11 protein-coding genes are annotated in these 25134 nt (G+C 73.2%); 2 read left to right on the top strand and 9 right to left on the bottom strand.

The features are described 5' to 3' along the window. Positions 1–41: 41 nt before the first annotated feature. The 9 genes from ACFQ79_RS32910 to ACFQ79_RS32870 form a co-directional block, all read right to left on the bottom strand. Positions 42–920 (bottom strand): aldo/keto reductase, encoded by an 879-nt coding sequence (locus tag ACFQ79_RS32910; protein WP_383590236.1) that lies wholly within the window; start codon positions 918–920, stop codon positions 42–44. Positions 921–1099: 179 nt separating this feature from the next. Then, positions 1100–2350 (bottom strand): DUF2254 family protein, encoded by a 1251-nt coding sequence (locus ACFQ79_RS32905; protein WP_383590234.1) that lies wholly within the window; start codon positions 2348–2350, stop codon positions 1100–1102. A 141-nt stretch (positions 2351–2491) separates the two neighbouring features. After that, complete coding sequence (locus ACFQ79_RS32900) at positions 2492–3238, bottom strand: ABC transporter permease (RefSeq protein WP_383590232.1); 747 nt, start codon at positions 3236–3238, stop codon at positions 2492–2494. A gap of 44 nt (positions 3239–3282) precedes the next feature. Further along, positions 3283–4791 carry a DUF4246 domain-containing protein gene (locus ACFQ79_RS32895; protein ID WP_383590230.1) on the bottom strand — a complete coding sequence of 503 codons (1509 nt, stop codon included), beginning with the start codon at positions 4789–4791 and terminating at the stop codon, positions 3283–3285. 144 nt (positions 4792–4935) lie between these two features. Then, positions 4936–8007 carry an AMP-binding protein gene (locus ACFQ79_RS32890; protein ID WP_383590238.1) on the bottom strand — a complete coding sequence of 1024 codons (3072 nt, stop codon included), beginning with the start codon at positions 8005–8007 and terminating at the stop codon, positions 4936–4938. Positions 8008–8137: 130 nt separating this feature from the next. After that, a complete protein-coding gene (locus tag ACFQ79_RS32885) occupies positions 8138–11476 on the bottom strand; it encodes an amino acid adenylation domain-containing protein (RefSeq protein ID WP_383590228.1) in 3339 nt (1112 codons plus the stop codon). Then, positions 11473–17289 (bottom strand): amino acid adenylation domain-containing protein, encoded by a 5817-nt coding sequence (locus ACFQ79_RS32880; protein ID WP_383590226.1) that lies wholly within the window; start codon positions 17287–17289, stop codon positions 11473–11475. The genes ACFQ79_RS32885 and ACFQ79_RS32880 overlap by 4 nt, the downstream gene beginning before the upstream one ends. A 101-nt stretch (positions 17290–17390) precedes the next feature. Then, complete coding sequence (locus ACFQ79_RS32875; protein WP_383590224.1) at positions 17391–20651, bottom strand: amino acid adenylation domain-containing protein; 3261 nt, start codon at positions 20649–20651, stop codon at positions 17391–17393. A 558-nt stretch (positions 20652–21209) separates the two neighbouring features. Then, a complete protein-coding gene (locus tag ACFQ79_RS32870) occupies positions 21210–22757 on the bottom strand; it encodes an MFS transporter (protein WP_383590222.1) in 1548 nt (515 codons plus the stop codon). Between the two features lie 188 nt (positions 22758–22945). Here ACFQ79_RS32870 and ACFQ79_RS32865 point away from each other — a divergent pair, with 188 nt between their 5' ends. Both ACFQ79_RS32865 and ACFQ79_RS32860 read left to right on the top strand, forming a co-directional pair. Further along, positions 22946–24010 (top strand): nitrous oxide reductase family maturation protein NosD, encoded by a 1065-nt coding sequence (locus ACFQ79_RS32865; protein ID WP_383590220.1) that lies wholly within the window; start codon positions 22946–22948, stop codon positions 24008–24010. Between the two features lie 52 nt (positions 24011–24062). Next, on the top strand, positions 24063–25112 hold the full coding sequence (locus tag ACFQ79_RS32860) for a methyltransferase (RefSeq protein ID WP_383590218.1): 1050 nt from the start codon (positions 24063–24065) through the stop codon (positions 25110–25112). Positions 25113–25134: the final 22 nt, after the last annotated feature.

The following is a 25134-nucleotide window of genomic DNA, read 5'->3' as shown; positions in this document are numbered from 1 at the left end:
CGCCACGGGCGCGCGCCGGCCGGGACCCCGCGCCGCGGCTGTCAGCCGGCGGCGGTGAGGGTCTCGAACTCCTCGTCGTCGAGTCGCAGCAGCGCGGCGGCGACGTTCTCCTCCAGATGGGCGGTGCTGGACGTCCCCGGGATCGGGAGCATCACCGGGGAGCGGCGCAGCAGCCAGGCGAGGGCGAGCTGCGCGGGGCTCGCGCCGTGCACCCGGGAGGCGGCGTCCAGCGGGCCGCCGGGGCGCGCCAGCTCGCCCGTGGCGATCGGGAACCAGGGGATGAAGGCGATGTTCTCGGCCTCGGCGTAGTCGAGTACGTCCTCGGCCGACCGGTTCGCGAGGTTGTAGAGGTTCTGCACGGAGACGACGTCCACGTGGGCGCGGGCCTCCTCGAGCTGCTCGACCGTCACCTCGGACAGCCCGATGTGACGGATCTTGCCCTCCCGCTGCAGCTCGGCCAGCGCGCCGAGCTGTTCGGCCGTCGGGACCTCGGGGTCGATCCGGTGCAGCTGGTACAGGTCGACGCGTTCGAGCCCGAGGTGCCGCAGGCTCAGCTCCAGCCGCTCGCGCAGGAACTCGGGCCGGCCGTCGGGCCGCCAGTCGTCCGGACCCGGGCGCGACACCCCGCCCTTGGTCGCGATGACCAGGTCATCGGCGTAGGGGTGCAGGGCCTTGCGTATCAGCTGCTCGTTGACGCTCGGGCCGTAGGCGTCCGCCGTGTCGATGAACGTGACGCCCAGCTCGACCGCGCGGCGTAAGACCCGGACGGCCTCGTCCGGATCACGGGGTTCGCCCCAGACGCCGGGACCGGTCAGCTGCATGGCCCCGTAGCCGAGACGGTTCACGGGAAGGTCGCCGCCCAGGGCGAAGGTGCCGGAGGCGTCGGCCGGACGGGTGGTGGACTGCGTACGCACAATCATTCCTTGAAAGTCACATACCGGAAGGGACACTGGTCACAGGGACCCCACCGGTTCGCAGGTGACCCAGCAACCCCACCGAGCATGCCCCATCACCCAGGCATCGGAAAGAGGGCGAATTCCGGTCTCCGACAAGCCCATTGCCGGACGGATGTGCCCCGCCGGCCGCCCGAGGCAGGGACCTAACCGGCCTCGTCACGCATGAAGGAGGGCCGGGCCGTGAGCTGTTGCTCCGTCCACGCCAGCCGCTCCTCCAGCGGCGGTCGGAGAGGAGCGGGGGCGACGGAGAGCACCCCGGTCAGGAGCCTCCGGCAGCGCGCGAGCACCATCGGCATGGCGGGCGCGATGACGAGGATGTCGTCCAGACCGACCCGGAGGAGACCGTCCCAGCCGGGCACGGGCAGGATCACCCGCACCGTGCCGGACGCGTCGGCGATCGCGCGGGACTCCTGCCCGATCGGTCCTGCGGCGGCGTGGCGGAGCAGGTCCTCGACGGCGTCAAGGGCCTGCACGGCGGTGGCGGGGTCGTTGATCGCCGAGGACAGCGCGCGCAGACCGATGTCGGAGAGCAGCCGGAAGGCGAGCGCGGGGTCCTGGTGGAAGGTGCGCTCGGGACCGGCGACGACCGCCTTCAGGACCTCGGCCACCGGCACCGTGCCGTGGTGGACGTCCGCCACCGCGTCACCGTCGTAGAGGACCTCTCCCACCTTCACGCGGAGTACCACCGTCGCGCCCGCGTGTCGTGCCGCGGCCACCAGTGGAACCAGGTTGAACTGCTCGACCAGCGCGGACCTGCCGCGCCAGAGGACCGAAGCGGTGACGGTCCCGGGCGGCGGCACCGCCCCCGGCGGGGAGTCCCGGGCACCTGCCGGCTCGCCCGGCGGGCAGTAGACGTCGAGTACGTGCAGACCACGGTCGCGCAGCTCGTCGAGGACGTGCGAGAGCTGGATCGAGCGCAGCGCGACGAGCTGGAGGCGCCGGACGAGCACGAAAGCGACGGCGGCCATGACCAGGGCGGCGATCGGTACGGCCACGGACACCGTGTCACGTGAGCCGATGGCAAGAACCGCGGTGACGGAGTAGACCAGCACTCCGATGACGAAGGCGAACACGCGCCACACCAGCGGGTCGGAGCGGAACAGCGCGAGGCGATGACTGAAGTTGCCCGCGGCCCACTGCACGACGAGGAACATCAACGAGAAGATCAGAGCGGTGACGCTGAGGACGCCCACACCGAGTACGTTCAGCACGGCCACGACGCGGTCCCCGGCGACCCGGGAGCCGCCGTCGATCGCCGGGAGCAGGATGCCGAGCGCCACCGCCACACCGACGGCCACGGCGTGCGTGAGACCGGCACGCAGTGCCCGCCGCGGCCGGACGACACGTTCGGCCGCGTGGCCGGTGCCGACCGTGGTCACGGGCGGCTCAGACACGACGGGGTCCGATCACGTGCTCCCGCGAGCAGCAGCGGATCGTATGAGCCGGCATCGCCACCTCCCCGTCTCGACGTCGTGACCCACTCTGCGGGGCTTCCGTCCGGCGTGCTCGTGCTGTCGTACGAACGGATGACGTGGCTACGGCTCGGCGCGGGCGAGGCGGCCGCGGGTGACGAGTTCCAGGGTGACGGCGGTGGCGACGGCCTGGACCAGGAGCAGGGCGACGAGGACGAAGAGCTGGACGGCGCCGGCGTGCAAGGGGGACGCGCCGCCGAGGAGCATGCCGACGAAGGCGCCGGGAAGGGTGACGAGGCCGACCGTACGGGTCTGGTCCATGCCCGGGAGCAGCGCGTCGGATGCGGCCTCGCGTGCCACCTCCATGCGTGCCTCCCGCTCGGTCAGCCCGAGCGCGAGACCGGCCTCCACCTCGCCCCGGCGCGTGGCGAGCTCGTCGAGGGAACGGCGTCCCGCCAGCACGGTGGCGGTGAGCGCGCCACCGATGAGGATGCCGGTGACGGGCACGAGAGCGATTCCCTGGGGAGGTACGACTCCCGTGAGCAGGAGTGCGAGGACCACGGGCAGCACCGCCGCGGCGATCGGGACCGCCGTCCACAGCCAGGCGCGCCCGGGCGCGGGGACGACGCGGCGGCCGGCGGTGCGTACCGCCACCGCGTACATCAGCAGCAGGAAGCAGAGCAGGAGCGGCAGTACGCGCACCACCCAGCCGATCGCGAGGGAGACGGCGACGAGCTGGACGGCGGCGCGTGCGCCGGCGGAGAGGGTGTCGCGGGGGCGGCCGAGCCGAGCGACCGCGACCACACCGGCGGCGAGGGCGAGCAGCGTCGCGAGGAGTGCCGCGAAGGTCGCGTTCACGTGGAGCAGCACGCGCCCACCCTAACCTCGCGACGGCTCCCCGCCCTCCGCCGGACTCAGTGCTCGCAGAGCGAGAATTCCCGCTCGTAGAGCTGCTCGTTGTGTTCGTCGATGAAGAACTTGCGTTCCCGCATGAGCTGTTCGCGGAAGTCCTCGGCCTGTTCGAGCGTCATGGTCGAGGTGTCGGACCACGGCTGCTGCGGCGGTACGTCGGACGTCGAGACGATCTTCTCCGACGGGTCGACCAGGAAGAACGCGAGGATCTTGCGGTGCCCCGCCCTCGTGGGATCCGAGAGGCGGAACGAGCCGACGCGGTGCTGCAGGACGTTCGGGAACGCCAGGCAGCGGCCCGCCGGCGTCGAGGCCGATCCGAGCATCTGGTTCAGCGCGTCCTCGTCCTCGAGCCCGTACACGTCCCGCATGCCGTTGTCGTCGTTCTGCTCGTACTCCGGGTCGTCGAGCGCGGCCCGGAAACTCAGCCGGCTCTCGGTGATGTTCTCGCTGTCCCAGTAGTAGATGCCGGTCGAGACGATCCGCTCGTTCATCATCCCCTCGACATGCCAGGAGCCGCCGGCGTACTCGGGCTTCTCCGGGGTGAGGTGGATGGTGGCGAGCTTGACGATGACCTGGAGACCACGGCCGCGCAGGTCCACCCGGGCGGACGCGTCGGGTACCTCGGGCGCGGTGAAGGCAGGGGCGTCCGGGACGACCGGGCGGCGGTTCTCCCACCAGTCGTCCTCTTCCTTCGACCACGCGCGGACGGCCTCGTCGTAGGCCGCGTCATCGTTGAAGGCGGACTTGTCCGGACGCTTCGGCGCCGGGCCGTACCAACCCCACGGATCGGTCTCGATCCGGACGGGCCGCGGATGGCGCAGGTCGGTGAGCACGTTCTCCAGCAGCGGACGCATGCGCGCGAACAGGTCAGGCAGGACCGCGGCCAGTTCGCGATGGGCCTCGGGATGCACGTTGTTGACGTACGAACGGAAGGCGACGTCGCCTTCGGCATCGACGTCGACGTCCGTGGGCAGCCACTGGAACCGCTCCGAGAACTCGTACTTCGAGTACTGGTTCGTCGGGTTCCTCCAGGCCCGCTCGTGGGCCCCGCTCACCTCCTTCACCAGGCAGAACAGCGAGGGATGAACCAGGTCCAGGACCTGGCCGCCGGATCCGGGGTGCCAGTCCTTGTCCTCTTCGGGGACCTCTTCCAGAACCCGGACCGCCTCGCTCAGCCGGGCCTGCAGCTTGTCGTCGATCAGGGAGTCGGAGTGCCAGACCCCGTCGACGGCCGACACCTCGATGCCGGTGCCCGGGTCCCGCAGTGCGGCGTAATGCGCGAGTTCGGCGAGCACATAGCGCACCTGCGCCTCGGTGAGGCCCTGGTCGATCGCTTCCCTCGTCCACCGGGCGACGACGTCGGCGTCGTTCATCTTCTCGAACCACTCCGGCTTCGCCCGAATGTGGGAGCTGCACCGCATCATCTCGAGCTCCCGCAGCGTGCGCGGTGTCGCGAACGGAAGGGAACGGGACGTGTGGAAGGGCAGCGGGAAGGCAGACAGGCCGGTCAATTCTCTGGGTCCTCCGAGTCGGTGTGCGGTGGCGGGAAGCCTACTTCAGCGGACTGACAACCCGACCGGTTCCGCCCCGCCCGACCCGGACCGTCAAGAACCCTCCCGGGCTCCGCCCGGGGCCGTGCCGCAGCCGCCGGCGGATCACCCGCAGGCGACGGCCAGAGCGGTGGTGAGCTCCTCGGACAGTGCGGTGATCACGGGGAGTTCGAAGGCCAGGGCGTTGTACTGCAGCCAGCACCTCAGGCCGCCGTCCGGCTGCTCGACCACGGTCAGCTCGGGCACCCCCCGGTCGCCGCCGGGCAGCGGCCAGGGCACGGTGCTGCCGCGCGGCAGCTCCCAGGGCTCGCAGGCCAGGCCCGGCAGCTGCGCGGGCGCGGCCCACGCCTCGTAACGGAGCCAGGCCGCGAACGGCGCGGACGGACTGAACTCGGCGAACGGGTACAGCTGATGGTCCAGCGCCTCGCTGTAGACGACCCGCAGCCGGTCCACCAGCTCGGCGAAACCAGGCTGCCCGCTCGCGTCCACCCGCAGGAGCAGCGACTGCACGAAGCAGCCCACCGTCCGCTCGGCGTCCGGACGGGGGCGGCCGGGCACCGGGGTCATCACGACCAGGTCGGGGTGGCCGCTGCGGCTCGCCAGCAGTCCGGTCCAGGCCGCGGCGACGGCCAGGAAGGGCGTGGCGCCCAGCGCGGCCGCCCGGGCCCGCAGGGCATCGGCCAGCGACCTCGGCACCTCGAACTCGTGCGCCTTGATGAGGACTTCGTCCACCACCCGGCGGCCGGCGAACCGCTCGACCGCCTCCGGTGCTCCGGCCAGCGCGGTCCCGAAGTGGGCTCGCGAGACCGGCCAGTGCGCGTTCGCCCAGTCCACCAGCTCCCGGTAGCCGGGGCCGGAGCGGACGGGCGGTGCCGACCGGCCCCGCCGCAGCGCCGAGTAGCAGACGCCGAGGTCGGCGAGCACCACGCCGACCGACCAGCCGTCGGACACCATGTGGTGCGTGCCGACCAGCACCACGTGGTCGGTCTCCGAGCGGCTGACCACCAGGAGGCGCGTCATCGGATCGCGGGACAGGTCGGTGAGACGGTCGCGCTCGGCGAGGAGCAGGGCGTCCACCTCCGCGTCCGTGGCTCCCGGAGCCTCGGTCAGCGTGATCCGCACCCGTGGCTCCTCGTCGAGGACCGCCCGCACGACCCCGCCCGCCGCCGTCTCGAACCGGGTTCGCAGCGCCGGGTGGCGCCGGACCACCTCGGTGAGTGCCCGGCCCAGGGTCTCCGGTTCGAGCCGGTCGACCACCCGGAACAGCGCCGACACCAGGCCGGCGTCCCGCCCGGGGGCCTCGGCCATCCAGCGGAAGAAGTTCTCCTGCTGCGAGGTGAGCGCGACGGCATGCGGCTGCGCACGGAGCGCGGCCAGGTAGGGCGTCACGGTCTCGGCCCCGGCCGGTGCTCCGGCAGCGGCGTCCGACCGCCGGTCGGGGTCGTCCACCCACGCCGCCTGGGCCCGCAGCGAGGGCCGTTCGAAGACCACGGCGGTGCCCGCCCGTATCCCGAACTCGCTACTGATCCCGGCGGCGAGCTGGACCGCCCGGAACGAGTCGCCGCCGAGAGCGAAGAACTCGGCGGCCACGTCGGTGACCGGTCGGCCGAGCAGGCGCCGCCACAGTGCCGCCAACCGCAGTTCCGTCGGAGTGGCCGGAGCGACCACGGGACCGGTCGGCTCGGCGGGCACGTCGAACAGAGTGCGGAGCCGGTGCTTGACCACCTTGCCGCTCGGGTTCCTGGGGAGGTCGTCCGCGCGCAGGATCCGGACGGGCAGCTCGGCCCTGCTCAACCGGGCGCTCAGGAACAGCCGCAGCTCGTCCAGGTCGAGACCGCCGGGCCCGGCCACCACGACCGCCACCGGGACCGCCCCCATCACGGCGTGCGGCAGGCCGAGCGCGGCGGCGTCGGCGACCGCGGGGTGCTCGTGCAGCACCTCCTCGATCCGCAGGGTGGAGACCTTCAGCGCGCCGCTCTTGATGACATCGCTCTCCCGGTCGACCAGGTACAGATAGCCGTCCGGGTCGAGGCGTCCGACATCACCCATCCTGACCCAGCCGTCCCGGAACACCTGGGCGCTCCGCCCGGCGGCGCCCAGGTAGCCGCGCGGCGGTCCGGGCTGGCGGAGCCAGACCTCGCCGACCTGCCCGGCGGGCAGCGGCACCCCGTCCGCGTCGAGGATCCGGAGGTCACGGGGGTCCGCAGGGCGGCCCAGCGAGCCGGGGCGGCGTGTGTCGACCACGGTGGAGATCTGCGCGGGCGAGGACTCCGCGGAGGTGTACGTGTTGACCAGCGTCGCGCCCGGCAGCGCAGCGGCCAGCGCGGTCGCCACCGGCACGGGAAGGGCGGCGGCGGAGGAGTTGACCAGGCGCAGACTGCTCAGGTCGTACCGCCCGGAGATGCCCGCGTTGACCAGCTCGATCACCATCGAGGGCACGAGGAAGGCGGTGCCGACCCCGAACCTCTCGACCGCGGTGCCGAACTGCTCCGCGTCGAAGCGCGGCAGGCTGAGGGTGGTGGGCGCGGCGGTCAGCGCGGTGAGCAGCATCACCTGACCCGCGTTGGTCCCGATCGGGAAGGCGTGCAGGGCGTGCCGCGAGTGGGCGTAGGCGCGGCGGCGGGGGTGCACGGCAAGGCCCGCGGTCAGGTTCCCGTGCGCGGCGACGACGCCCTTCGGCGCGCCGGTGGTGCCGGAGGTGCCGATCACCTGGGCCGGGTCGGCAGGGCCGACCCGGTGCGGCGGGCCGTCCGGCGGCTCGGGGTGTGCCGCGAGCAGGGCGTCCAGACGCAGCTCCACCAGGCCCGGTACGCCCGGCAGCCCGCCGTCCGTCACGACCGTCCCGGCTTCGGCCAGCGCGGCGAGGGCGGCTGCGTCGGTCTCGGACAGGTCCTCACGGACCGGGACGGGAACCCCGCCCGCGTACTGGACGGCGAGGAACGCGACGGCGTACCGCTCCCAACGCGTGTTGGAGAACCGCAGCAGCACCCTGTCGTGAGGTTCGACCCCGGCGGCGGCGAGTCCGACGGCGGCGCGCAACGCCTCCTCACGCCAACGGCGGTAGGTGAGTTCCCCGCCGCCGACGACCTGCAGGGCCGTGTGGTCCGGGTGTTCGGTGGCCCGCGCGTCGAGGAGTTCCGGGACGGTCGTCGAGGCGGGCGGCGCAGTGGTGGTGATGGCGTTCTCCGATGCGATGCGATGCGATGCGGTGCGATGCGATGCGATGCGATGCGACGTGGAGGGAGGTCGGACCGCCGGGCGGACCCTGCCGCCCGGCGGTGCTGCCGGTCGTTGGTCGGAGCGCCGGTCAGTCCAGCCGGCCGGCGGCCTCCTCCTCGCTGAGCGCGTCGATCTCGGCGATCAGCAGTGCCTCGACCCGGGCCGCCAGGGCTGCCGGGGTGGGGCTCTCGAAGACGTCGCGGATCGACATGTCGAGGCCGACGTCGGCCCGGATGCGGGCGGCGACCCTGGTGACCAGGAGGGAGTCCCCGCCGAGCGCGAGGAAGTCGTCCAGTACCCCGACCTTCGGTACGCCGAGCACCTCCTGCCAGAGGCCGACCACCAGGGCCTCGGCCTCGGTGCGGGGCGCCAGGTACCCGTCGGCGGCCCCCGCCGGTTCCGGGTCGGGCAGGGCCGTGACATCGAGCTTGCCGTTGGCGGTGAGCGGGAGGGTGTCGAGCAGGACCACGGCGTCCGGAACCATGAAGGCGGGCAGCCGCAGCGCCATGTGCTCGCGCAGTTCGCCCGCCGCCGGTACGGCCGCGGCCCCCTCCACGGCGGTCGGCCGCAGGACGGCATAGGCGATCAGCCTGCGCCCCTCGCGGACCAGCACGGCCGCACGGCCGACGGCGGGATGGGCGGAGAGCGCGGCCTCGATCTCGGCCGGCTCGATCCGGTATCCGCGGATCTTGACCTGGTCGTCCCCGCGGCCGAGGAACTCCAGCTGCCCGTCGGTGCGCCACCGCACGCGGTCGCCGGTGCGGTACATCCGGCCGTCCTGGGCGCCGGCGAACGGATCCGGCAGGAAGGCCTCCGACGTCAGCTCGGGCCGGGCCAGGTAGCCACGCGCGAGGCCGAGGCCGCCGATGTACAGCTCGCCCTCTGATCCGGCGGGCAGCAGGCCGCCGCGCTCGTCCAGGACGTAGAGCCGTACCCCCGGCAGCGGACGGCCGAGCGGCGGGCGCTCCTCGGCGGCGGGCCCGCCGGCGGGGCGGCCGCCGAGCTCCCCCGCGGTGACGATGACGGTGGCCTCGGTCGGGCCGTAGGTGTTGACCAGCCGCACGGTGTCGCCGTGCCGCTCCCGCCACTGGGCGAGTGTGACGGCGCGTGCCTCGGAACCGCCGAGGACCACCAGGCGCAGCGCGGGCGGCCAGGGGGCCTGGTCCCCGAGCGACACCAGTTCCTGCCAGTACGCGGTGGGCAGGTCGAGCACGGTGACGGACCGCCCGGCCTCGCTGCGCAGCAGGTCGGGCAGGGTGCGGCCGCCGCCGGGCAACAGGACGACGCAGGCGCCCGCGGTCAGGGCGGGCCAGATCTCCTCCGCGTGGGTGTCGAAGCCGATGGAGGCGAACTGGACGATCCGGTCGTCCGGCCGGAGCCGGTAGCCCTCCGGCCCGGCCATCCACCGGACGCGCTCGGCCAGGGCCGCGTGCTCGACGGCGACGCCCTTGGGGACACCGGTGGAGCCCGAGGTGTAGAGGACGTACGCGAGGCCGCCCGGTTGGGTCCCCGGCAGTGTCACGGCGTCCGCGGATCCCGTGCCGCCGGGCTGAGGGGCGCCCGGCTCCGGGGTGCCGGGCTGAGGGCCGCTCGGCTCCGGAGTACCGGGCTCCGGGGTACCGGGCTGAGGGACGCTCGGCTCCGGGGTACCGGGCTCCGGGACCCGCAACTCCGGGACACCCAGCTCCGTGCCCCCAGCCTCCGGGTGTCCGCCTCCGGTGAGCAGCAGGGCGGCGTCCGCCTCGCCGAGCATCAGCCGCCCGCGCTCGGCCGGGTGCGCGGGGTCGAGCGGCAGGTAGCCGCCGCCGGCCTTCCAGACCGCGAGGAGGGCGGTGACGAGGGCGAAGGAGGGGGCGATCCGGACGCCCACGGTACGACCGGCCACCACCGGACCCAGCCTCCGGGCCAACTCGTCGGACGCGCGGTCGAGTTCCGCGTACGTGAGGACCCGTCCCGCGCATTCGAGAGCGGGAGCGTCGGGGCGGGCGGCGACTTGACCGGCGAAACCGCGCAGGATCGGCCGGGCGTCCTCCGCGACGGCGGATCCGGCACCGAGGGCCAGCAGCGCGGCGCGCTCCTCCCCGGGCACCAGCCAGTCACCGTGCAGCGGGACCCCCACGTCGGCGACGGCTCGGGCGAGCAGGCCGCGGACCCGGCGTGCCAGGCCCTCGACCGTGGCGCGCTCGAACAGCTCCCGGTCGAAGCAGAACGAGAGCGTCATCCCGCCATCCGGGGTGCGCCAACTGTCCAGCAGCAGATCGGTCTTGGCCCGATCGAAACCGGAGTCCATGCTCGCCGTCCGGACCCCGGCGGGCAGTCCGCTCCGCTCGTCGGCGCCGGTCAGCTCGTACTGGCTCTGGTGGACGAACACCGCCTGGTAGAGCGGTCCGACGCCGGGCAGCACGGGCAGTCCGAGCTCCGCGGCCACCCGCTCGACCGGGACGTCCTGATGGGACAGCGCGGCCATCGTGGCGGAGCGCACCCGGCGCAGTACGGTGCGGAAGTCGGGCTCGCCCGTCAGATCCGCTCGGATCACCCCGGTGCGCGAGAAGTAGCCGAGCAGGTCTTCGTGGGCGGTCTCGTTGCGTCCGGCCAACGGAGTGCCGACGGCGAAGTCGTCGTGGCCGCTCCAACGGGCCAGTACGCACTGGTAGGCGGCGAGCAGCACCATGAACGGGGTGCAGCGCTGCTCACGGGCCAGGGTGTCGAGTCCGGCTACGAGGTCGGGCCCCAGGGCGAGCTCGGCGAAGCCGGCCGGATGGGCGGGCTCGGCGGGTCTCGGGTGGTCCAGCGGCATCCGCAGCGCGCTGACACCGGACAGCCGTCCGCTCCAGTACCGGACCGCCTCCTCGGCCGCACCGCCGTCGAGCCGGGTCCGCTCGGCGGCCGCGAAGTCGCCGAACCGGAGCTTGAGGTCGGGAAGTCCGGCCGGCCCCTCGCCGATCTCCTCGCGGTACAGCGCGAGCAGATCACGCCACAGCACGGTGAACGACCAGCCGTCGGAGACGATGTGGTGGACCACCACGCTCAGGGCGTGCTCGTGCTCGCCGGCGCTGACGAGCACGGCCCGCAGCGGCGGGCGCTCGCCCAGGTCGAAGGGCGTGTTGACGAAGGGCGCGCAGGCCGCGGTGAAGGTCTCCTCCGCGGCGTCCGGTATCGGGACCCTCGTCAGTTCGACATCCCGTACGGGCTCCACGAGTTGGACGGGCTGCTCGCCGTCCATGGCGAACCGGGTGCGCAACGCCCCGTGCCGGGCGGTGAGCCGCGTGAGCGCCGCGCTGAGCGCCCGCGGATCGATCGGGCCGCTCCAGCGCCGGTTCAGATACATGTTGAACCCGGCGTCCTGTGGGTTCAGTTGCTGGAGGAACCAGAGGCGGCGCTGCTCGTCGGTCAGCGGGTGGCGGGTGATCGGGGTCGGGGAGGTCATGCGTTCGTCTCGCTTTTCGCGCGGGCCTGCGGTGTCTCCGGGCCCGCGCTGAGCGCGCGGGCCCGCAGGGTCTCCAGGCCGATCAGGTCGTCGGACTCGGCGTCCGGGACTTCGTGGTCGAAGCGGGCCAGGACGGGAATGCAGAAGCTGATGAGGACCAGTGCGGCCATGGCGAGGCCGAACACCAGGTAGAGCAGGCCGATGCCGCGCCCGTCGCCGGTGCCGATCAGGGCGCCGACGCTGGAGGCGAGCGCGCCGCCCTCGTCCATCAGGGGCTGGAGCAGCGGGGGGCCGGCCGGGGCGACCAGGGCGAAGCCGATCGGCAGGGTGGACCAGGCGACCATGGTGTTCACCGCGATCACGCGGCCGTGGAAGCGCATCGGCACCTTGGTCTGGACGACCGTCGCGTAGATCCCGTTGAGCAGCGCGAGCCCGTAGGTCATGCCGAACGCACCGAAGGCGACCACGGCCACCGAGGGCCGCAGGCCGGTCACGACGCAGGCGGCGGCGAGGCCGAGGGTGGCGAACAGGACGCCGCGCAGGCGCAACTGACGGGGGCCGCCCCAGACCAGCAGGGTGAGGCCGCCGAGGACGGCGCCGAGACCGGCCGCGGTGGAGACCCAGCCCGCGGCGGCGGTCGTGGAGAAGGAGAGCACCAGCGGGGTGACGAGCAGGAAGAGCGGGGAGAGGAAGATGTTCAGCACCGCGAACCAGAACAGCATGGCCCTGAAGTGCCGGCTTCCGAGCGCGCGTCGGAAGCCCGCCCGGATCTCGGCGCCGACGCTCTCGCGGCGGGTGGCGGCCATCGCGTCGGGGAAGCGCACCGCCAGGGTGACGCCGGTGGCGATCAGATAGCTGACGACGTCGAAGACCAGGATGCCGCCGAGGCCGATCACGTGCAGGATGCCGACCGCGATCAGCGGAACGAGGAACTGGGCCAGGCCGAGGGCCATCTGGACCACACCGTTGGCGCGGCCGAGGAAGCGCTTGGGCACCAGCTGCGGCACCGCCGAGCCCCAGGCGACGCGCTGGAAGGCCAGCGCGGCGGAGAGCAGGGAGATCGTCACGTAGGCGTGCCAGATCTCCAGCGCGTCGCTGAGATAGAGCACCAGCAGGGCCGCCTGGGTCAGGCCGGCCGCGACGTCGCCCCAGAGCATCACCCGGCGCCGGTCTCCGCGGTCGACGATGGCGCCGGCCAACGGGGCGACCACGATGCCCGGCACCAGGCCGAAGGCGGCGAGCAGACCGAGATGGAACAGCGAGCCGGACTGCAGGTAGATCCAGATCGGCAGGGCGAACTCGGTGAGGGCCGAGCCGATCATCGAGAGCTGCTGGCCGGTGGCGATGGTCAGGAAGCGGCCCATGGTCGGGCGGACGGGACGGCGCCCGCCTGTCTCGCGGGTTCCCTCCGGTGTCCCGGATCTCTCCCACATCCCGGATCTCTCCGGTGTCCCGGAACTCCCCGGTGCCCCGGAACTCCCCGGTGTCCCGGAGCGCTCCGATGTCACCGGCTGCCCGGGCTCCGGGCCGAGGTCCGGGTCCGGGCCCGCCCCCGCGGTATCCCGGGACAGGCCGGCCAGCCACCAGGTGGCCCCGTCGGTGCGTTCGTGGCGCGCCTCCTCGCCGGCGGCGATCGAGCGGTGCACCCCCGTCAGGATGTCCGCCAGCTCCTCGGCGCGGTACTTGAGGTAGAAGTGCCCGGCCTCGTCCAGGACCACCACGGCGGCCGTGCCGGTGATCCGGTGCCACTCGCGGAACCGCTCCTCGTAGAACTCGGTCGCCGGATCGCGGTCGCCGCAGACGGCGATCACCGGCGCCGCGAGGGTGCCCCCCTCGCTCTCGTACAGCTCGCCGAAGTACCGCTCGGCACCCTTCGTGCCGACCCGGCGGTTGCGCACGATCAGCCGCAGCTGTTCCTCGTCCACCTCGTCCACGTCGAGACCCGCCGCGGCCAGGGCGTTGATCATGCCCTGGTCGCTCCGCAGACGGGCGGACAGCTCGGCGAAGCGCTCGGCGAGCGCGGCGCCGCGGCCCTTCGGGCGGGCGAACGGGAAGATGCCTCCGAGGTGGACCGCGTCGATCTCCCGGCCGGCCGCCTCCACCCTGCGGGCGATCTCCACGGTCAGCCGGACGCCGACCCCGCAGTGCCCGTAGAGCACCAGCGGTCCCACCACGTTCGCGACGATCTCCTCCGCGCAGAGCCGGGCGACCTCGTCGATGTCCATCGCCTCCTCGCCCAGCTCGTGGCCGGGCACGGCGATGGAGTGCAGGGCCCAGTCCGCGGGCATGGCGTCGGCGAGCGGCTTGTAGATCAGTGCGCTGCCGCCGCCGTACGGAGCGCAGACCACGCTGGCGGCCACCGCGCGGCGCTCGGGGGTGAGCAGGTGCAGCAGCCGGCGCGGCCCGCGGTCGGCCTCGGGGGTGGCCACCAGCCCGGCCAGCCGACGGACCGTCGGGTACGTGAAGAGGTCCATCACGCCGACCGGGGTGGCCAGGTCGGGGAAGGCCCGCCGCATCCGGGCGACCACCTGGGTGGCGAGCAGGGAGTGGCCCCCGAGTTCGAAGAAGTCGTCCAGCGCGCCGACCCGGGGGAGATCGAGGAGATCTGCCCACAGGGCGGCGATCACCTGCTCGGTCTCGCCCTCGGGGTCGACCTGGGCACCGGCCGCCGGGCCGTCCTCGGGCGCGGGCAGCGCCTTCCGGTCGACCTTGCCGTGGGCGAGCAGCGGCAGCCGTTCGAGGACGACGTAGCGGGCCGGGACCATGTAGTCCGGCAGGACCTCGCCCAGGGCCGCGCGCAGTTCGGCGGTGACCGGAGGCTCCCCGCCGGCGGGGCGTTCCAGGTAGGCGACGAGGTTCTGCCGGACGCCCTCGCCGCGGGCCAGGACCACCGCCTGGGTGACGCCGGGCAGGGCGGTCAGCGCGGCCTCGATCTCGCCGGGCTCGACCCGGTAGCCGCGGACCTTGATCTGGTCGTCGCCGCGGCCGAGGTAGTCCAGTGTCCCGTCGGCCCGCCAGCGCGCCAGGTCGCCGGTACGGTACATGCGCGGGCCGCCGGTCCTCGGGGCGCCCCCGTCGGTCCCGGAGGGCTCGGTTCCGTACGACTCCGTGCCCGCCGGGCCGACTTCGTACGACTCCAGTCCCGCCGGGCCGGTGCCGTACGACTCCGTGCCCGCCGGAGCGGCGTACGGATCGGGCAGGAACCGCTCGGTCGTCAGGTCCGGCCGCCCGAGGTAGCCACGGGCCAGCCGGTCCCCGCCCAGGTACAACTCACCCGTGACACCCGGCGGAACCGGGTTGCGGGCCTCGTCGAGCACGTAGCACCGCCCGCCGGCCAGCGGGCTGCCGATCGGGGTGCTGCCGGGCGCGTCCAGGCCGTCGGCGGTGACCTCGTGGACGGTGATCCCCACCGTCGCCTCGGTCGGCCCGTAGTGGTTGAACACCGCGCACCGGCCCAGCGCGGCGATGCCCGCCGCCCAGGACCAGCTGCTGGCCTCGCCGCCGAGGACCAGGGCACGGCGCGGCAGCAGCCGCTCGAGCGGCGCGTCGGCGGTCAGGGCGGCCAGGTGCGAGGGCGTCATCTTCAGATAGTCGATACCGGCCCGTTCCAGCTCCGCGGCCAGTTCCACGCCCGCGATCCGGCGCGGCAGCAGGTGCACCCGGCCGCCGGTCGTGAGGGCCAGGTAGAGCATGGTCATGCTGAAGTCGAAGGAGAGCGACTGCAGCAGCCCGAAGGAGGCCCCGGGCTCGATCCGCAGCCGCTCGCCCGCGCCCGCGAGGTAGTTGAGGAACTGGCGGTGCTGCACCGCGACACCCTTGGGCGTGCCGGTGGAGCCCGAGGTGTAGATCACGTACGCGAGGTGGTCGGGGCCCGAGACCTCCTCCAGGGGCGCCCCGTCCTCCTCCGTCGCGTCGGTGCCGTCGTCGGTGCCGTCGTCGGTCAGCAGGTCGACCGCCGGGTGGTCGCCGAACCGCGCGCGCAGCACCGTGTCGGTGATCAGGACCTTGGCACCGGCGTCGGCGACCAGATGGGCGAGGCGGGCGGGGGGCTGTTCGGGGTCGAGCGGAAGGTAGCCGCCACCGGCCTTGAGGACCGCGACCAGGGCGACCGCCAGCTCGGGGGACTGCTCCAGGCAGACGGCCACCCGGTCGTCCGCGCCCACGCCCAGCGTTCGGAGCCGCCGGGCCAGGGCGTCGGCGCGGCGGTCCAGATCGCCGTAGGTGAGCGTGCGGTCCTCGAAGACCAGTGCCGGTGCGTCGGGCGTCCGGGCCGCCGTGCGGGCCAGTGCCCGGGTGAGCGTGGCGGGGCCGCCGTCCGGGAGCGGGGGACCGGCGGCCCAGGTCTCGAGGACGGCCGTCCGCTCGGCCGTGCTGAGCATCGGGATCCGGTCGACCCGCTGTCCGGGGTCGGCAACGCCGGCCGAGGTCAGCAGCTCGAACCGCTCGGCGAAGCGCTCGACCGTGTCGGCGTCGAAGAGGTCGGTGCGGTAGGTGAACAGACCGTAGAGGCCGCCGTCCGACTCCTCGCGCATGTAGAGGGCGAGGTCGGCGTGGGTGGTGGTGGCCTCGTAGCCGAAGCCCTCGGAGTCCAGGCCCGCGGGCCCCGCCGCGGGGACGGCGGCGTGGTCGCCGTAGTTCTGGAAGGCGAAGGTGGTCTGGAAGACGGCGGCGCGGCTGACGTCGCGTTCCACCGCGAGATCGCTGACCATCTGCTCGAACGGCACCTCCTGGTGCGCGTACGCGTCGAGCGTGGTCTCGCGGACCCGGTCGATCAGCTGCCCGAATCCGAGGTCGGCGGAGAGCCGGGCGCGGATCGGCAGCATGTTCACGAACGCCCCGACCACGTTCTCGAGTTCACGGTGCAGGCGGCCGGCGACGGCTGAGCCGACGGCGAAGTCGCGCTGACCGCTGTGGCGGCCGAGGAGGGCCTGGAAGGAGGCCATCAGCACCATGTACATGGAGGCGCCGTGGGCCCGCGCCACCTCGCCGATGCGGTGGGCGAGGTCGGCGCTCCAGCGGAACTCGGTCGCGGCGCCGTCGAAGGTGAGCAGCGGCGGGCGGGGCCGGTCGGAGGGGAGCTCCAGGGCCGGGACGCCGTCGAGCTCGGTGCGCCAGTACGTACGCGAGGCGGCGAGCTGCCCGTTCTCCAGGCGGTCCCGCTGCCAGGCCGCGTAGTCGCCGAACTGGACGTCGAGGGGCGTCAGTTCACCCGGCGCGCCGTGCGCGTGATGGGCGTAGCGGAGGTCGAGCTCGCGATGGAGGAGGTCGATCGACCAGCCGTCGCTGATGATGTGGTGCATCACCAGGGCGAGGACGTGGTCGTCCGCTGCGATGCGGACCACCAGGGCGCGCAGCAGCGGGCCGGTCTGGAGGTCGAAGGGTTCCGCGATCACCGCGCCGAGTTCGGCTGCGGCACGCGCCTCCGGATCCGGGTCCGCACGGGCGTCCAGATACACGGCGGCGAACGGCGCGGGTTCGGCGACCGCGACCTCTGCGGTACCGGCCTCGGTGGTGCGGAAGGTCATCCGCAGGCTCTCGTGCCGGGTCAGCAGGTCGGTCAGCGCGGCATCCAGTGCGGCGCGGTCCAACCGTCCCCGGAACCGGCGGGCCGGTGCCAGCGTGTAGGCCGTGGAACCGGGAGCGAACTGGTCCATGAACCAGAGTCGTTCCTGACCGCTGGAGAGCGGCGGGGCGGTGTCCGCCGGGCGGGGGTGCACCACCCGGGCGGGGGCTGCGGCGCCGCGCAGCCGCTGGCTGAGCAGGGCACGCTTGGCTGGGGACCAGCCGGTGGGCAGGTCCTGGGTATCCGTCATCGGGTTCCTGTTCGGGCGTTCGGTGAGGAATCGAGGGGGTGCGGACGCGGCGGGGCCCGGGCACGGCCGGGAGGGCCGTGCCCGGCGTACCGGGGGAGGGGCTACCGGCGTTCGCGGACGGCGGCGGCGATGCCGGCCGGGGTGGGGACGTCGAAGAAGACGTCGAAGTCGACCTCCACGCCGAGTGCGTCGCGGATCCGTGCGGCGATCTGGACCACGGTCAGCGAGTGCCCGCCGAGGTCGAAGAGGTCGTCCTCGGGGCCGACGTCGGGCAGACCCAGCACCTCGGCCCAGATCCGGCGGACCGTCGTGGTCGTCTCGTCGGCGTCAGAGCACGTGTCGGTGTCGGTGTCGCTGCCGGAGTCGGCGAGCTGCGCCGGGACCTCGCGCGGCGGTACGGGCAGGGCCCGCCGGTCCAGCTTGCCGTTCGGGGTGAGCGGCAGGCGCTCCATGGTGAGCCAGCGCTGCGGCGCCATCGCGGCCGGCAGCGTGCGCGTCAGGTGGTCGCGCAGTTCGGCGGGGGCGGGTGCCGAGGTGCCGACGGCCGGGACCAGATAGCCGGCCAGGAAGGGCTCACCGTCCTCCTCGGTACGGACGGCGACGGCGGCCTGGGTCAGGGCCGGGTGCTCGAGGAGGGCCGACTCGATCTCGCCGAGCTCGATCCGGTGGCCGCGGATCTTGACCTGGTCGTCGATCCGGCCGAGGAAGTCGAGCTCCCCGTCGGGCGTCCACACGGCCTGGTCGCCGGTGCGGTAGAGCCGGGTGCCGGGCGGGCCGAACGGGTTCGGCACGAAGCGTTCGGCGGTGAGTTCGGGTCGGCCGAGGTAGCCGTGGGCGACGCCGTCCCCGCCGATCACGAGCTCTCCGGGGATGCCGAGCGGGGTGGGGCGCAGCTGTTCGTCGACGACGTAGGTCTGGGTGTTGGCGATCGGGCGGCCGATCCCTACCCGTTCGGGTACGGCGGGGAGCTCGGCGCAGGTGGACCAGATGGTCGTCTCGGTGGGCCCGTACACATTGAACAGCCGGGCGGTCCGCGCGCACAGCTCGCGGGCCAGCGGGAGCGGAAGCGACTCGCCCCCGGCCAGGCCCGTGACGGTGCCGAGCGCGTCGACGCCGGTCCCCGCCGTGAGGATGACGCGCCATCCGGACGGGGTGGCCTGGACGTGGGTGACGCCCTCACCGCCGATCAGCGCGAGCAGCCCGGGGCCGTCCACGGCGAGGCCGTCCGGGGCCAGGACCAGGCGGCCGCCCGTGATCAGCGGCAGGTAGAGCTCCAGCGCGGAGATGTCGAACGAGAGCGAGGTCAGGCCCAGCCAGGCGTGCCGGGGGCCGGATCCGAGCCGGTCGGCGAAGGAGGTGAGCAGGTTGACCAGCGCCCGGTGGCCGACGGCGACGCCCTTGGGGCGGCCCGTGGAGCCGGAGGTGTAGAGGACGTACGCCACGTCGTCCGGACCGGGTGCGGTGTCAGGGGTGGCGTCGGGGGAGGGGCCGGGTGAGGTCTCGGCCGGTTCCTGGGGCGACGGCGCCGGGAGCCGCAGGACCGAGGGGGCGGCATCGGCGACCGCGGGCGCGGGTGCGCGGTCGGCGAGCACGAGAACGGCTCCGGAGTCGCGCAGGACGAGGGCGAGGCGTTCGGCCGGATATCCGGGATCCAGCGGCAGGTACGCCGCGCCGGTGGAGAGCGTGGCGAGCAGCGCGGCGGGCAGGTCGGCGGTGCGCTCCAGATGGAGGGCGACAAGGTCGCCGGGCCGGACCCCTCCGGTGCGCAGGATGGTGGCCAACTGTTCGGTCCGGAGGAGCAGTTCGCGGTAGCTGTGGCGGCGGCCGCCGGCGCTGACCGCGATCGCGTCGGGGGTGGCGGCGGCCTGGGCGCGGACCAGGTCCAGCACGGTCCGGTCGGCCGGGTAGGGCCGGTCGGTGGCGTTCGGCGCGGTGGTGACGGCCCGGAGTTCGGCGGCACCCAGGAGCGGCAGGTCGAGCAGGCGGGCGCCGGGGGAGGCGATCGCGCCCGCGAGCAGGGTGCGGTAGTGGCCGGCGATACGGCGGGCCGCGTCCGGGGCGAGCACGGCCGGGTCGTACTGGAGGCTGAAGTCGAGGCCGCCGCCCGGGGCGGGGGGCGCCTCGGGGGCCTCGACGATCTGCAGGTGGAGGGTGTTGCGGGCGGTGCGGTTGTACACGGCCCAGGAGATCCGGGCGCCGGAGTCGGCGAACTCCGGGTCAGGACCGCGCCGGCGGTAGCCGAGCGAGACCGGGGTGAGCCCGACACGGGGGCCGAGACCGGAGACGGCGGCGCCGAAGGGCACGCTGCGGTACGGGTATCCGGCCCGCAGTTCGGCCCTGACGGCCGCGGCGAATCCGGCGAACGTCTGCGACGCGTCGGCGGCGGGCGCGTGGACGGGCAGCTCATTGACGAACATGCCTATTTCGTCGTGGAGTTCGGCCGTCCGGGTGGAGAGCGGGACGGACACCGGCACCGCTTCGCCGCCGTAGCGGCGCAGCAGCCCGTGCAGGGCCGCGAGCAGGAACTCGAAGACCGTGGTGCCGGCGAGTGCGGCCGCGGCGGCCAACTCGCGGGCCTCGACGGCGTCGAGACGCCATTCGACCGCCTCTCCGGCCCCTGCGGCCCCTGCGGCGTCGGAGGCACCGGCGACCCCGGCGACCCCGGCGACCCCGGCGACCCCGGCGACCACGGCGACCCCGGCGACCCCGGCGGCACCGGCGGTGGCCGGGGTGCGCGGCGCGCCGGGCAGGACCGGTCCGGTGGCGGTGGCCCAGCGCGGCCCGTACCACTCGGCAGCCCGCCGTACCGTGTCCGGATCCGCTGGGGGCGCGGCGAGCGCGACGGGCGCCCCCGATGCGGCCGGTGCGGTGGGCGCGGGCGGGGCCGCCGAGCCGTACGCGGCCGCGAGGTCCCGGGTCAGGACGTCCTTGGAGTTGCCGTCGAAGACCGAGTGGTGGGCGGTGACCAGCAGTTCGGCGCTCCCGTCGGCGCGGTGGTGCAGGGTGAAGCGGCTGAGCGGACCGGTCTCCAGAGCGAACGGACGAGCGGCCTCCTCCTCCAGCCGCTTCTCCAGGTCGGCCTCGTCCTCCGGTGCTTCGAACTGCTCCAGTTCGGGCCGGCATGCCGCTGGTTCCTGCCAGACCCGGCCTTCGCGTTCCACCAGACGGGCGGAAAGGGCCGGGTGGCGCCCGGTCACGGCGGTCACGGCGCGGACCAGCGCCGCTGTGTCGACCCGTTCGAAGGAGATCCGCACAGGCATGTGGAACGCCTCGCGGGCCAGTCCCAGCCGATCGGTCAGCCAGATCCCCTGTTGAGCGGGGGAGGCCGGAATGCGGTCGGTCAAGGGCAGGACTTCGGACATCGGCGGCTCACTTAGGACGTCGGAGCAGAGCGGAGGAGCAGCGCGGGGGAACGTGCGGACGCCGGCGTGGGGCACGGGCTACCGCGACTCGGTGCTTCGGACGCCAACGGCGGTCCGAGGCATCCGGGTTCGATGACGGATCCGGCCGCCGTGCGACCTGGATCCACCCCCCGGGGACCGGTCGACGGCCGTGACTGGTCAGGACCGCCGGACATGCCAGGATGCCCCGAGGCGTCTGGTATCTACAGCCCCGTCCGATGCGGACCATTGGTCCAGACCTGTCGAGAGATTCGCACACCGCCAAAGCACCGTCAAGAGCCGTCCACTGCCCGGAATGAACCTCCATGTCCGCGCCGGGCTCAACCGACTTGCACCCAAACATCCGTGTGTATGATCGCCCCTGATGCAACGTCAACATCCGTACGCCTGGGGGAACATCAGTCGAATCTCACGTTCCGCCACCGGTCTCCCGAGCGTGCCGCCGAGTGCGCGGGCGTCCGCCGGCGCACGGCCGCGCCGCAGCGGTCGCGCGGTGCCGCACGTCCTGGGCGGCCGCCGCTACAGGGCGGCGTCCGCCGGCGTCTCCTGACCGTGCGGACGCGCGCCCGCCTCCGGCTTCTGCTGCTCGGCGCCGCCCGTCGGGACGCGCACCGTCGCGACGACGAGCAGTGAGGCCACCGCACCCAGCGCCGCCGCCACGACCAGCACCGCGTTCAGGCCGGACGCGAACGCCTCACGCACCAGGTGTGCCATCTCGGCGCGCTCGCCTTCCGGCAGGCCGGCGACGATCGACCGGGCCTGTCCGCCGCTCAGGGCCGCCGCCGTCCCGTGCGGGTCCTGCACACCGCCGTCGGCCTCGAGCACGTTCTCGATCCGCGACTGGAAGATCAGGCCGAACACGGCGATCCCCAAGGCGAAGCCCAGCTGGCGGAAGGTGTTGACCGCACCGCCCACCATGCCTGCGCGCTCCGGCGGCACCGTGGCCAGGGCGGCCGCCGCCAGGCTCGGTGTCACGAGCCCGACCCCCAGGCCGGAGACGACGAGCCCCGCCACGATGCCGCTGCCCGAAGACCCCGCGTCGAGGGTGGCCTGCATTCCGGAACCCAGGGCGATGAGCGCCAGCCCTCCGCCGATGGACGCCCGGGGCGGCCAGGGACCGAATCGGCCCGCGAGCGCCGAGACGAGGAACGCCGCGGCGCACATGGGCAGGATGTACAGACCCGCTTCGACGGGCTCGTACCCCAGCACGGACTGCATCCACAGCGACGCGAACAGGAGCGAGGCGAACGCGGCGCCCTGCAGGAACAGGGCGCTGACCATGATGCCGGTGAACGACGGCCTGCGGAACAGCGACAGATCGAGGACAGGGTGCTCGTGCCTCGTCTCGACCACGACGAAGAGGGCGAGGGCGACGGCCGCCACCGCGAACAGGCCGAGCGTGAGGGGCGCCGTCCAGCCCTCGGAGTGGGCCCGGATCAGCCCGAACGTGAGGGCCCCGCTCGCCACCGTGAAGGTGACCACACCGAGGACGTCGGCACGCTGCCGGCCGTGGACCTTGGCCTCGCGCACCGAGCGCAGCGTCAGCACGACGGCGACGAGACAGACCGGCAGGTTGACGAAGAAGATCCACCGCCAGTCCAGGTACTGGGTGAGGAGACCGCCGACCATCGGCCCGGCCGCCGCGGCGACCGAGTTGGTGGCGCCCCACACGGCGAAGGCCACCCCCCGGTCCCGGCCGCTGTAGTGCGTGCCGAGCAGGGCGATCGTCGTACCGAACATCCCGGCGGCACCCAGTCCCTGGACCGCCCTGGCGCCGATCAGCACACCCGCGTCCGGGGCGACCGCGCATCCCACCGACGCCGCGGTGAAGACGACCAGTCCGACGAGATACACCCTCCGGCGGCCGATCAGGTCGGCACGGGAACCGACGCCGAGCAGCAGCGACGCCAGCGCCAGGGCGTAGACGTCGACCACCCACTCCACATCGGAGAGCGTGGTGCCGAGGTCCGCCGCCACCGCGGGCAGCGCCACGGTCACGATCGTGACGTCCAGCAGGAGCATGAAGGTGCCCAGACAGATCGCCACCAGAGGCCACCACTTGCGCATCCGAACCCCTTCCCTGCCCGCCGCGCCGAAGAGGCGCCCCCGGCGGCCCCCCATGTTCCACGGCGGCGCGGCGTTTCCCCTCAGGACGCGCGCGCCACGCCCACCGTGTGGACCGCAGGGAGGTATGCCTAGGTCCGCCTGGACGATCAGCGGTGGCGGGGCCGATGGCCCGCTCATAGCTTCGCCGTATGACCAGACGACAGATCGCCTACCTGGCGTGCACCGTGACCCTCGTGGTCTCGGGGATGGGGGCCGCCGCTCCGGCGGCCGCCCACCGGACGGTGCACCGGGTCAAGCCCGGCGAATCGATCCAGAAAGCAGTGGACGCCGCGAAGCCCGGGGACACGATCGTGCTCTCCCCGGGCACCTACCGTGAGAGCGTCCGCATCACCACGTCGAACCTGACCCTGCGGGGCTCGACCGTCTTCCCCACCGTCCTCGTGCCCGGCAAGGCCGCCGCCGCCGACGCCTGCGCGACGGCCGGCCACGGCGTCTGTGTGACCGGGACCGCCGACCGGCCCGTCGAAGGTGTCACCGTGCGCTCGCTGAAGCTCCAGGGCTTCACCAAGAACGGCCTGTGGGCGTCGCGGACCGACCGGCTGAAGATCCACCGGGTCACCGCCGAGAAGAACGGCAACTGGGGCATCGCCCTGGAGCGGTCCGTACGCAGCGTCCTGACGCACAACGTCGCCCGGGACAACGCCGACGCTGGACTCTTCGTCTCCAACACCACCGACACCGAGGCGGGCGCCGTCGACGCCCGGGGGACGGTGATCAGCCACAACCGTGTCTCCGGCAACCGGATCGGCCTCACCGTACGGCGCCTGCGGAACCTGACCGTCGCGCGCAACGAGGCGACCGGGAACTGCGCCGCCGTGTTCGTGGTCGGCGACGAGTCCACCCCGCGCGCCGGGGCGATGACCCTGCGCAAGAACAACATCCACGACAACAACAAGCTGTGCCCCAAGACCCCCCGGCTGCCCTTCCTGCAGGGCTCGGGCATCGTCCTCACCGGCGCCGAGGAGACGCTGGTGGTGGAGAACAGGATCGTGGACAACGTCGGCGCCTCGCCGCTCTCGGGCGGCATCGTGCTCTTCAAGAGCTTCGTGGGCGCCCTCAACGAGCGCAACGAGATCCGCGACAACGTCGTGCTCCGCAACGGCTCGGCCGACCTAGCCAACCGCGACACCGGCAAGGGCAACACCTTCCGCGGCAACACCTGCGGGGTCTCGGAGCCCGCGGGCATGTGCTGACGGTCGGCTCCGCTTCCCCACCCACGGCACCACAGCACAGAGAAGGCGACAGATGACGACTGTTGATCCGGTTTCCCCGACTGTCGATCCGGCTCCTCCGCCGCCCATGCGGCTCAGGGAGCTCGTGTTCGGGGCGGCATGCGCCGCCGCCGTACGCGCGGCCGTCCGCCTCGGTGTGGCGGACGCCCTGGACGACACGCCCATGACCGTGGAGGACCTGGCGGCCGCGGTGCGGGCCGAGCCCCGGACACTGCGTCGCCTGCTGCGCGCGCTGTCCTGCCAGGGCGTCTTCACGGAGAACGCCGACGGCACGTTCGCCCACACGGAGATGTCCCGACTGCTGCGCGAGGACGACCCGCACAGCCTGCGGTACATCGCCCTGTGGTGCACGGAGCCGTGGACGTGGGACGTCTGGCCCAAGCTCGACGAGGCCGTGCGCTCCGGCCGCAACGCCTTCGAGGACGTGTACGAGAAGGAGTTCTTCACGTACCTCAACGAGGAGGCGCCCGAATCCGCGTACGTGTTCAACCGGGCCATGACCACGTCGAGCCGGCAGTCCGCCCAGGACGTCGCCGACCTGCTCGATCTGCGGGGGGCCTCCTCCGTCGCCGACATCGGAGGCGGTCAGGGGCACGTCCTGGCAAGTCTGCTGGAGCGGCACCCCACCCTGCACGGCACGCTGCTCGACCTTCCCGGAGTGGTGCAGAACGCCGACCCGCGCCTGCGGGACGGCGGCGCGCTGAGCCCCCGCGTCCGTGTCGTGGCCGGCGACTGCCGTGAGGACATCCCCGTCCAGGCGGATGTGTACATCATCAAGAACATCCTGGAGTGGGACGACGACAGCACCCGCAGGGCGCTCGCCAACGTCCGCGCGGCGGCACGCCCCGGCGCCAGGGTCGTCGTGATCGAGAACCTCGTGGACGACACTCCGTCGATGAGGTTCACGACCGCGATGGACCTGCTGCTGCTCCTCAACGTCGGCGGTGCGAAGCACACCCGGCAGAGCATGGTCGACCGGCTCACGGACGCGGGTCTCGTGATCGGCGAGATCAGGCCGGTCAACGCGTACCTCCACGCCTTCGAGTGCACCGTCCCCCGCTGACGGAGGCACAGCAGGGAAACCC

Source organism: Streptomyces sp. NPDC056480 (genome assembly GCF_042795405.1).
Classification (GTDB): domain Bacteria; phylum Actinomycetota; class Actinomycetes; order Streptomycetales; family Streptomycetaceae; genus Streptomyces.
Note: the sequence above shows the minus strand (reverse complement) of the source record. Positions and strands in the feature narration are given on the sequence as shown.

Excerpts from the sequence above, each read along its gene's own strand:
- ACFQ79_RS32910 (WP_383590236.1), bottom strand. The coding sequence starts at position 920 with ATGATTGTGCGTACGCAGTCCACCACCCGTCCGGCCGACGCCTCCGGC.
- ACFQ79_RS32885 (WP_383590228.1), bottom strand. The coding sequence starts at position 11,476 with ATGACCTCCCCGACCCCGATCACCCGCCACCCGCTGACCGACGAGCAG.
- ACFQ79_RS32880 (WP_383590226.1), bottom strand. The coding sequence starts at position 17,289 with ATGACGGATACCCAGGACCTGCCCACCGGCTGGTCCCCAGCCAAGCGT.
- ACFQ79_RS32875 (WP_383590224.1), bottom strand. The coding sequence starts at position 20,651 with ATGTCCGAAGTCCTGCCCTTGACCGACCGCATTCCGGCCTCCCCCGCT.
- ACFQ79_RS32870 (WP_383590222.1), bottom strand. The coding sequence starts at position 22,757 with ATGCGCAAGTGGTGGCCTCTGGTGGCGATCTGTCTGGGCACCTTCATG.
- ACFQ79_RS32865 (WP_383590220.1), top strand. The coding sequence starts at position 22,946 with ATGACCAGACGACAGATCGCCTACCTGGCGTGCACCGTGACCCTCGTG.
- ACFQ79_RS32860 (WP_383590218.1), top strand. The coding sequence starts at position 24,063 with ATGACGACTGTTGATCCGGTTTCCCCGACTGTCGATCCGGCTCCTCCG.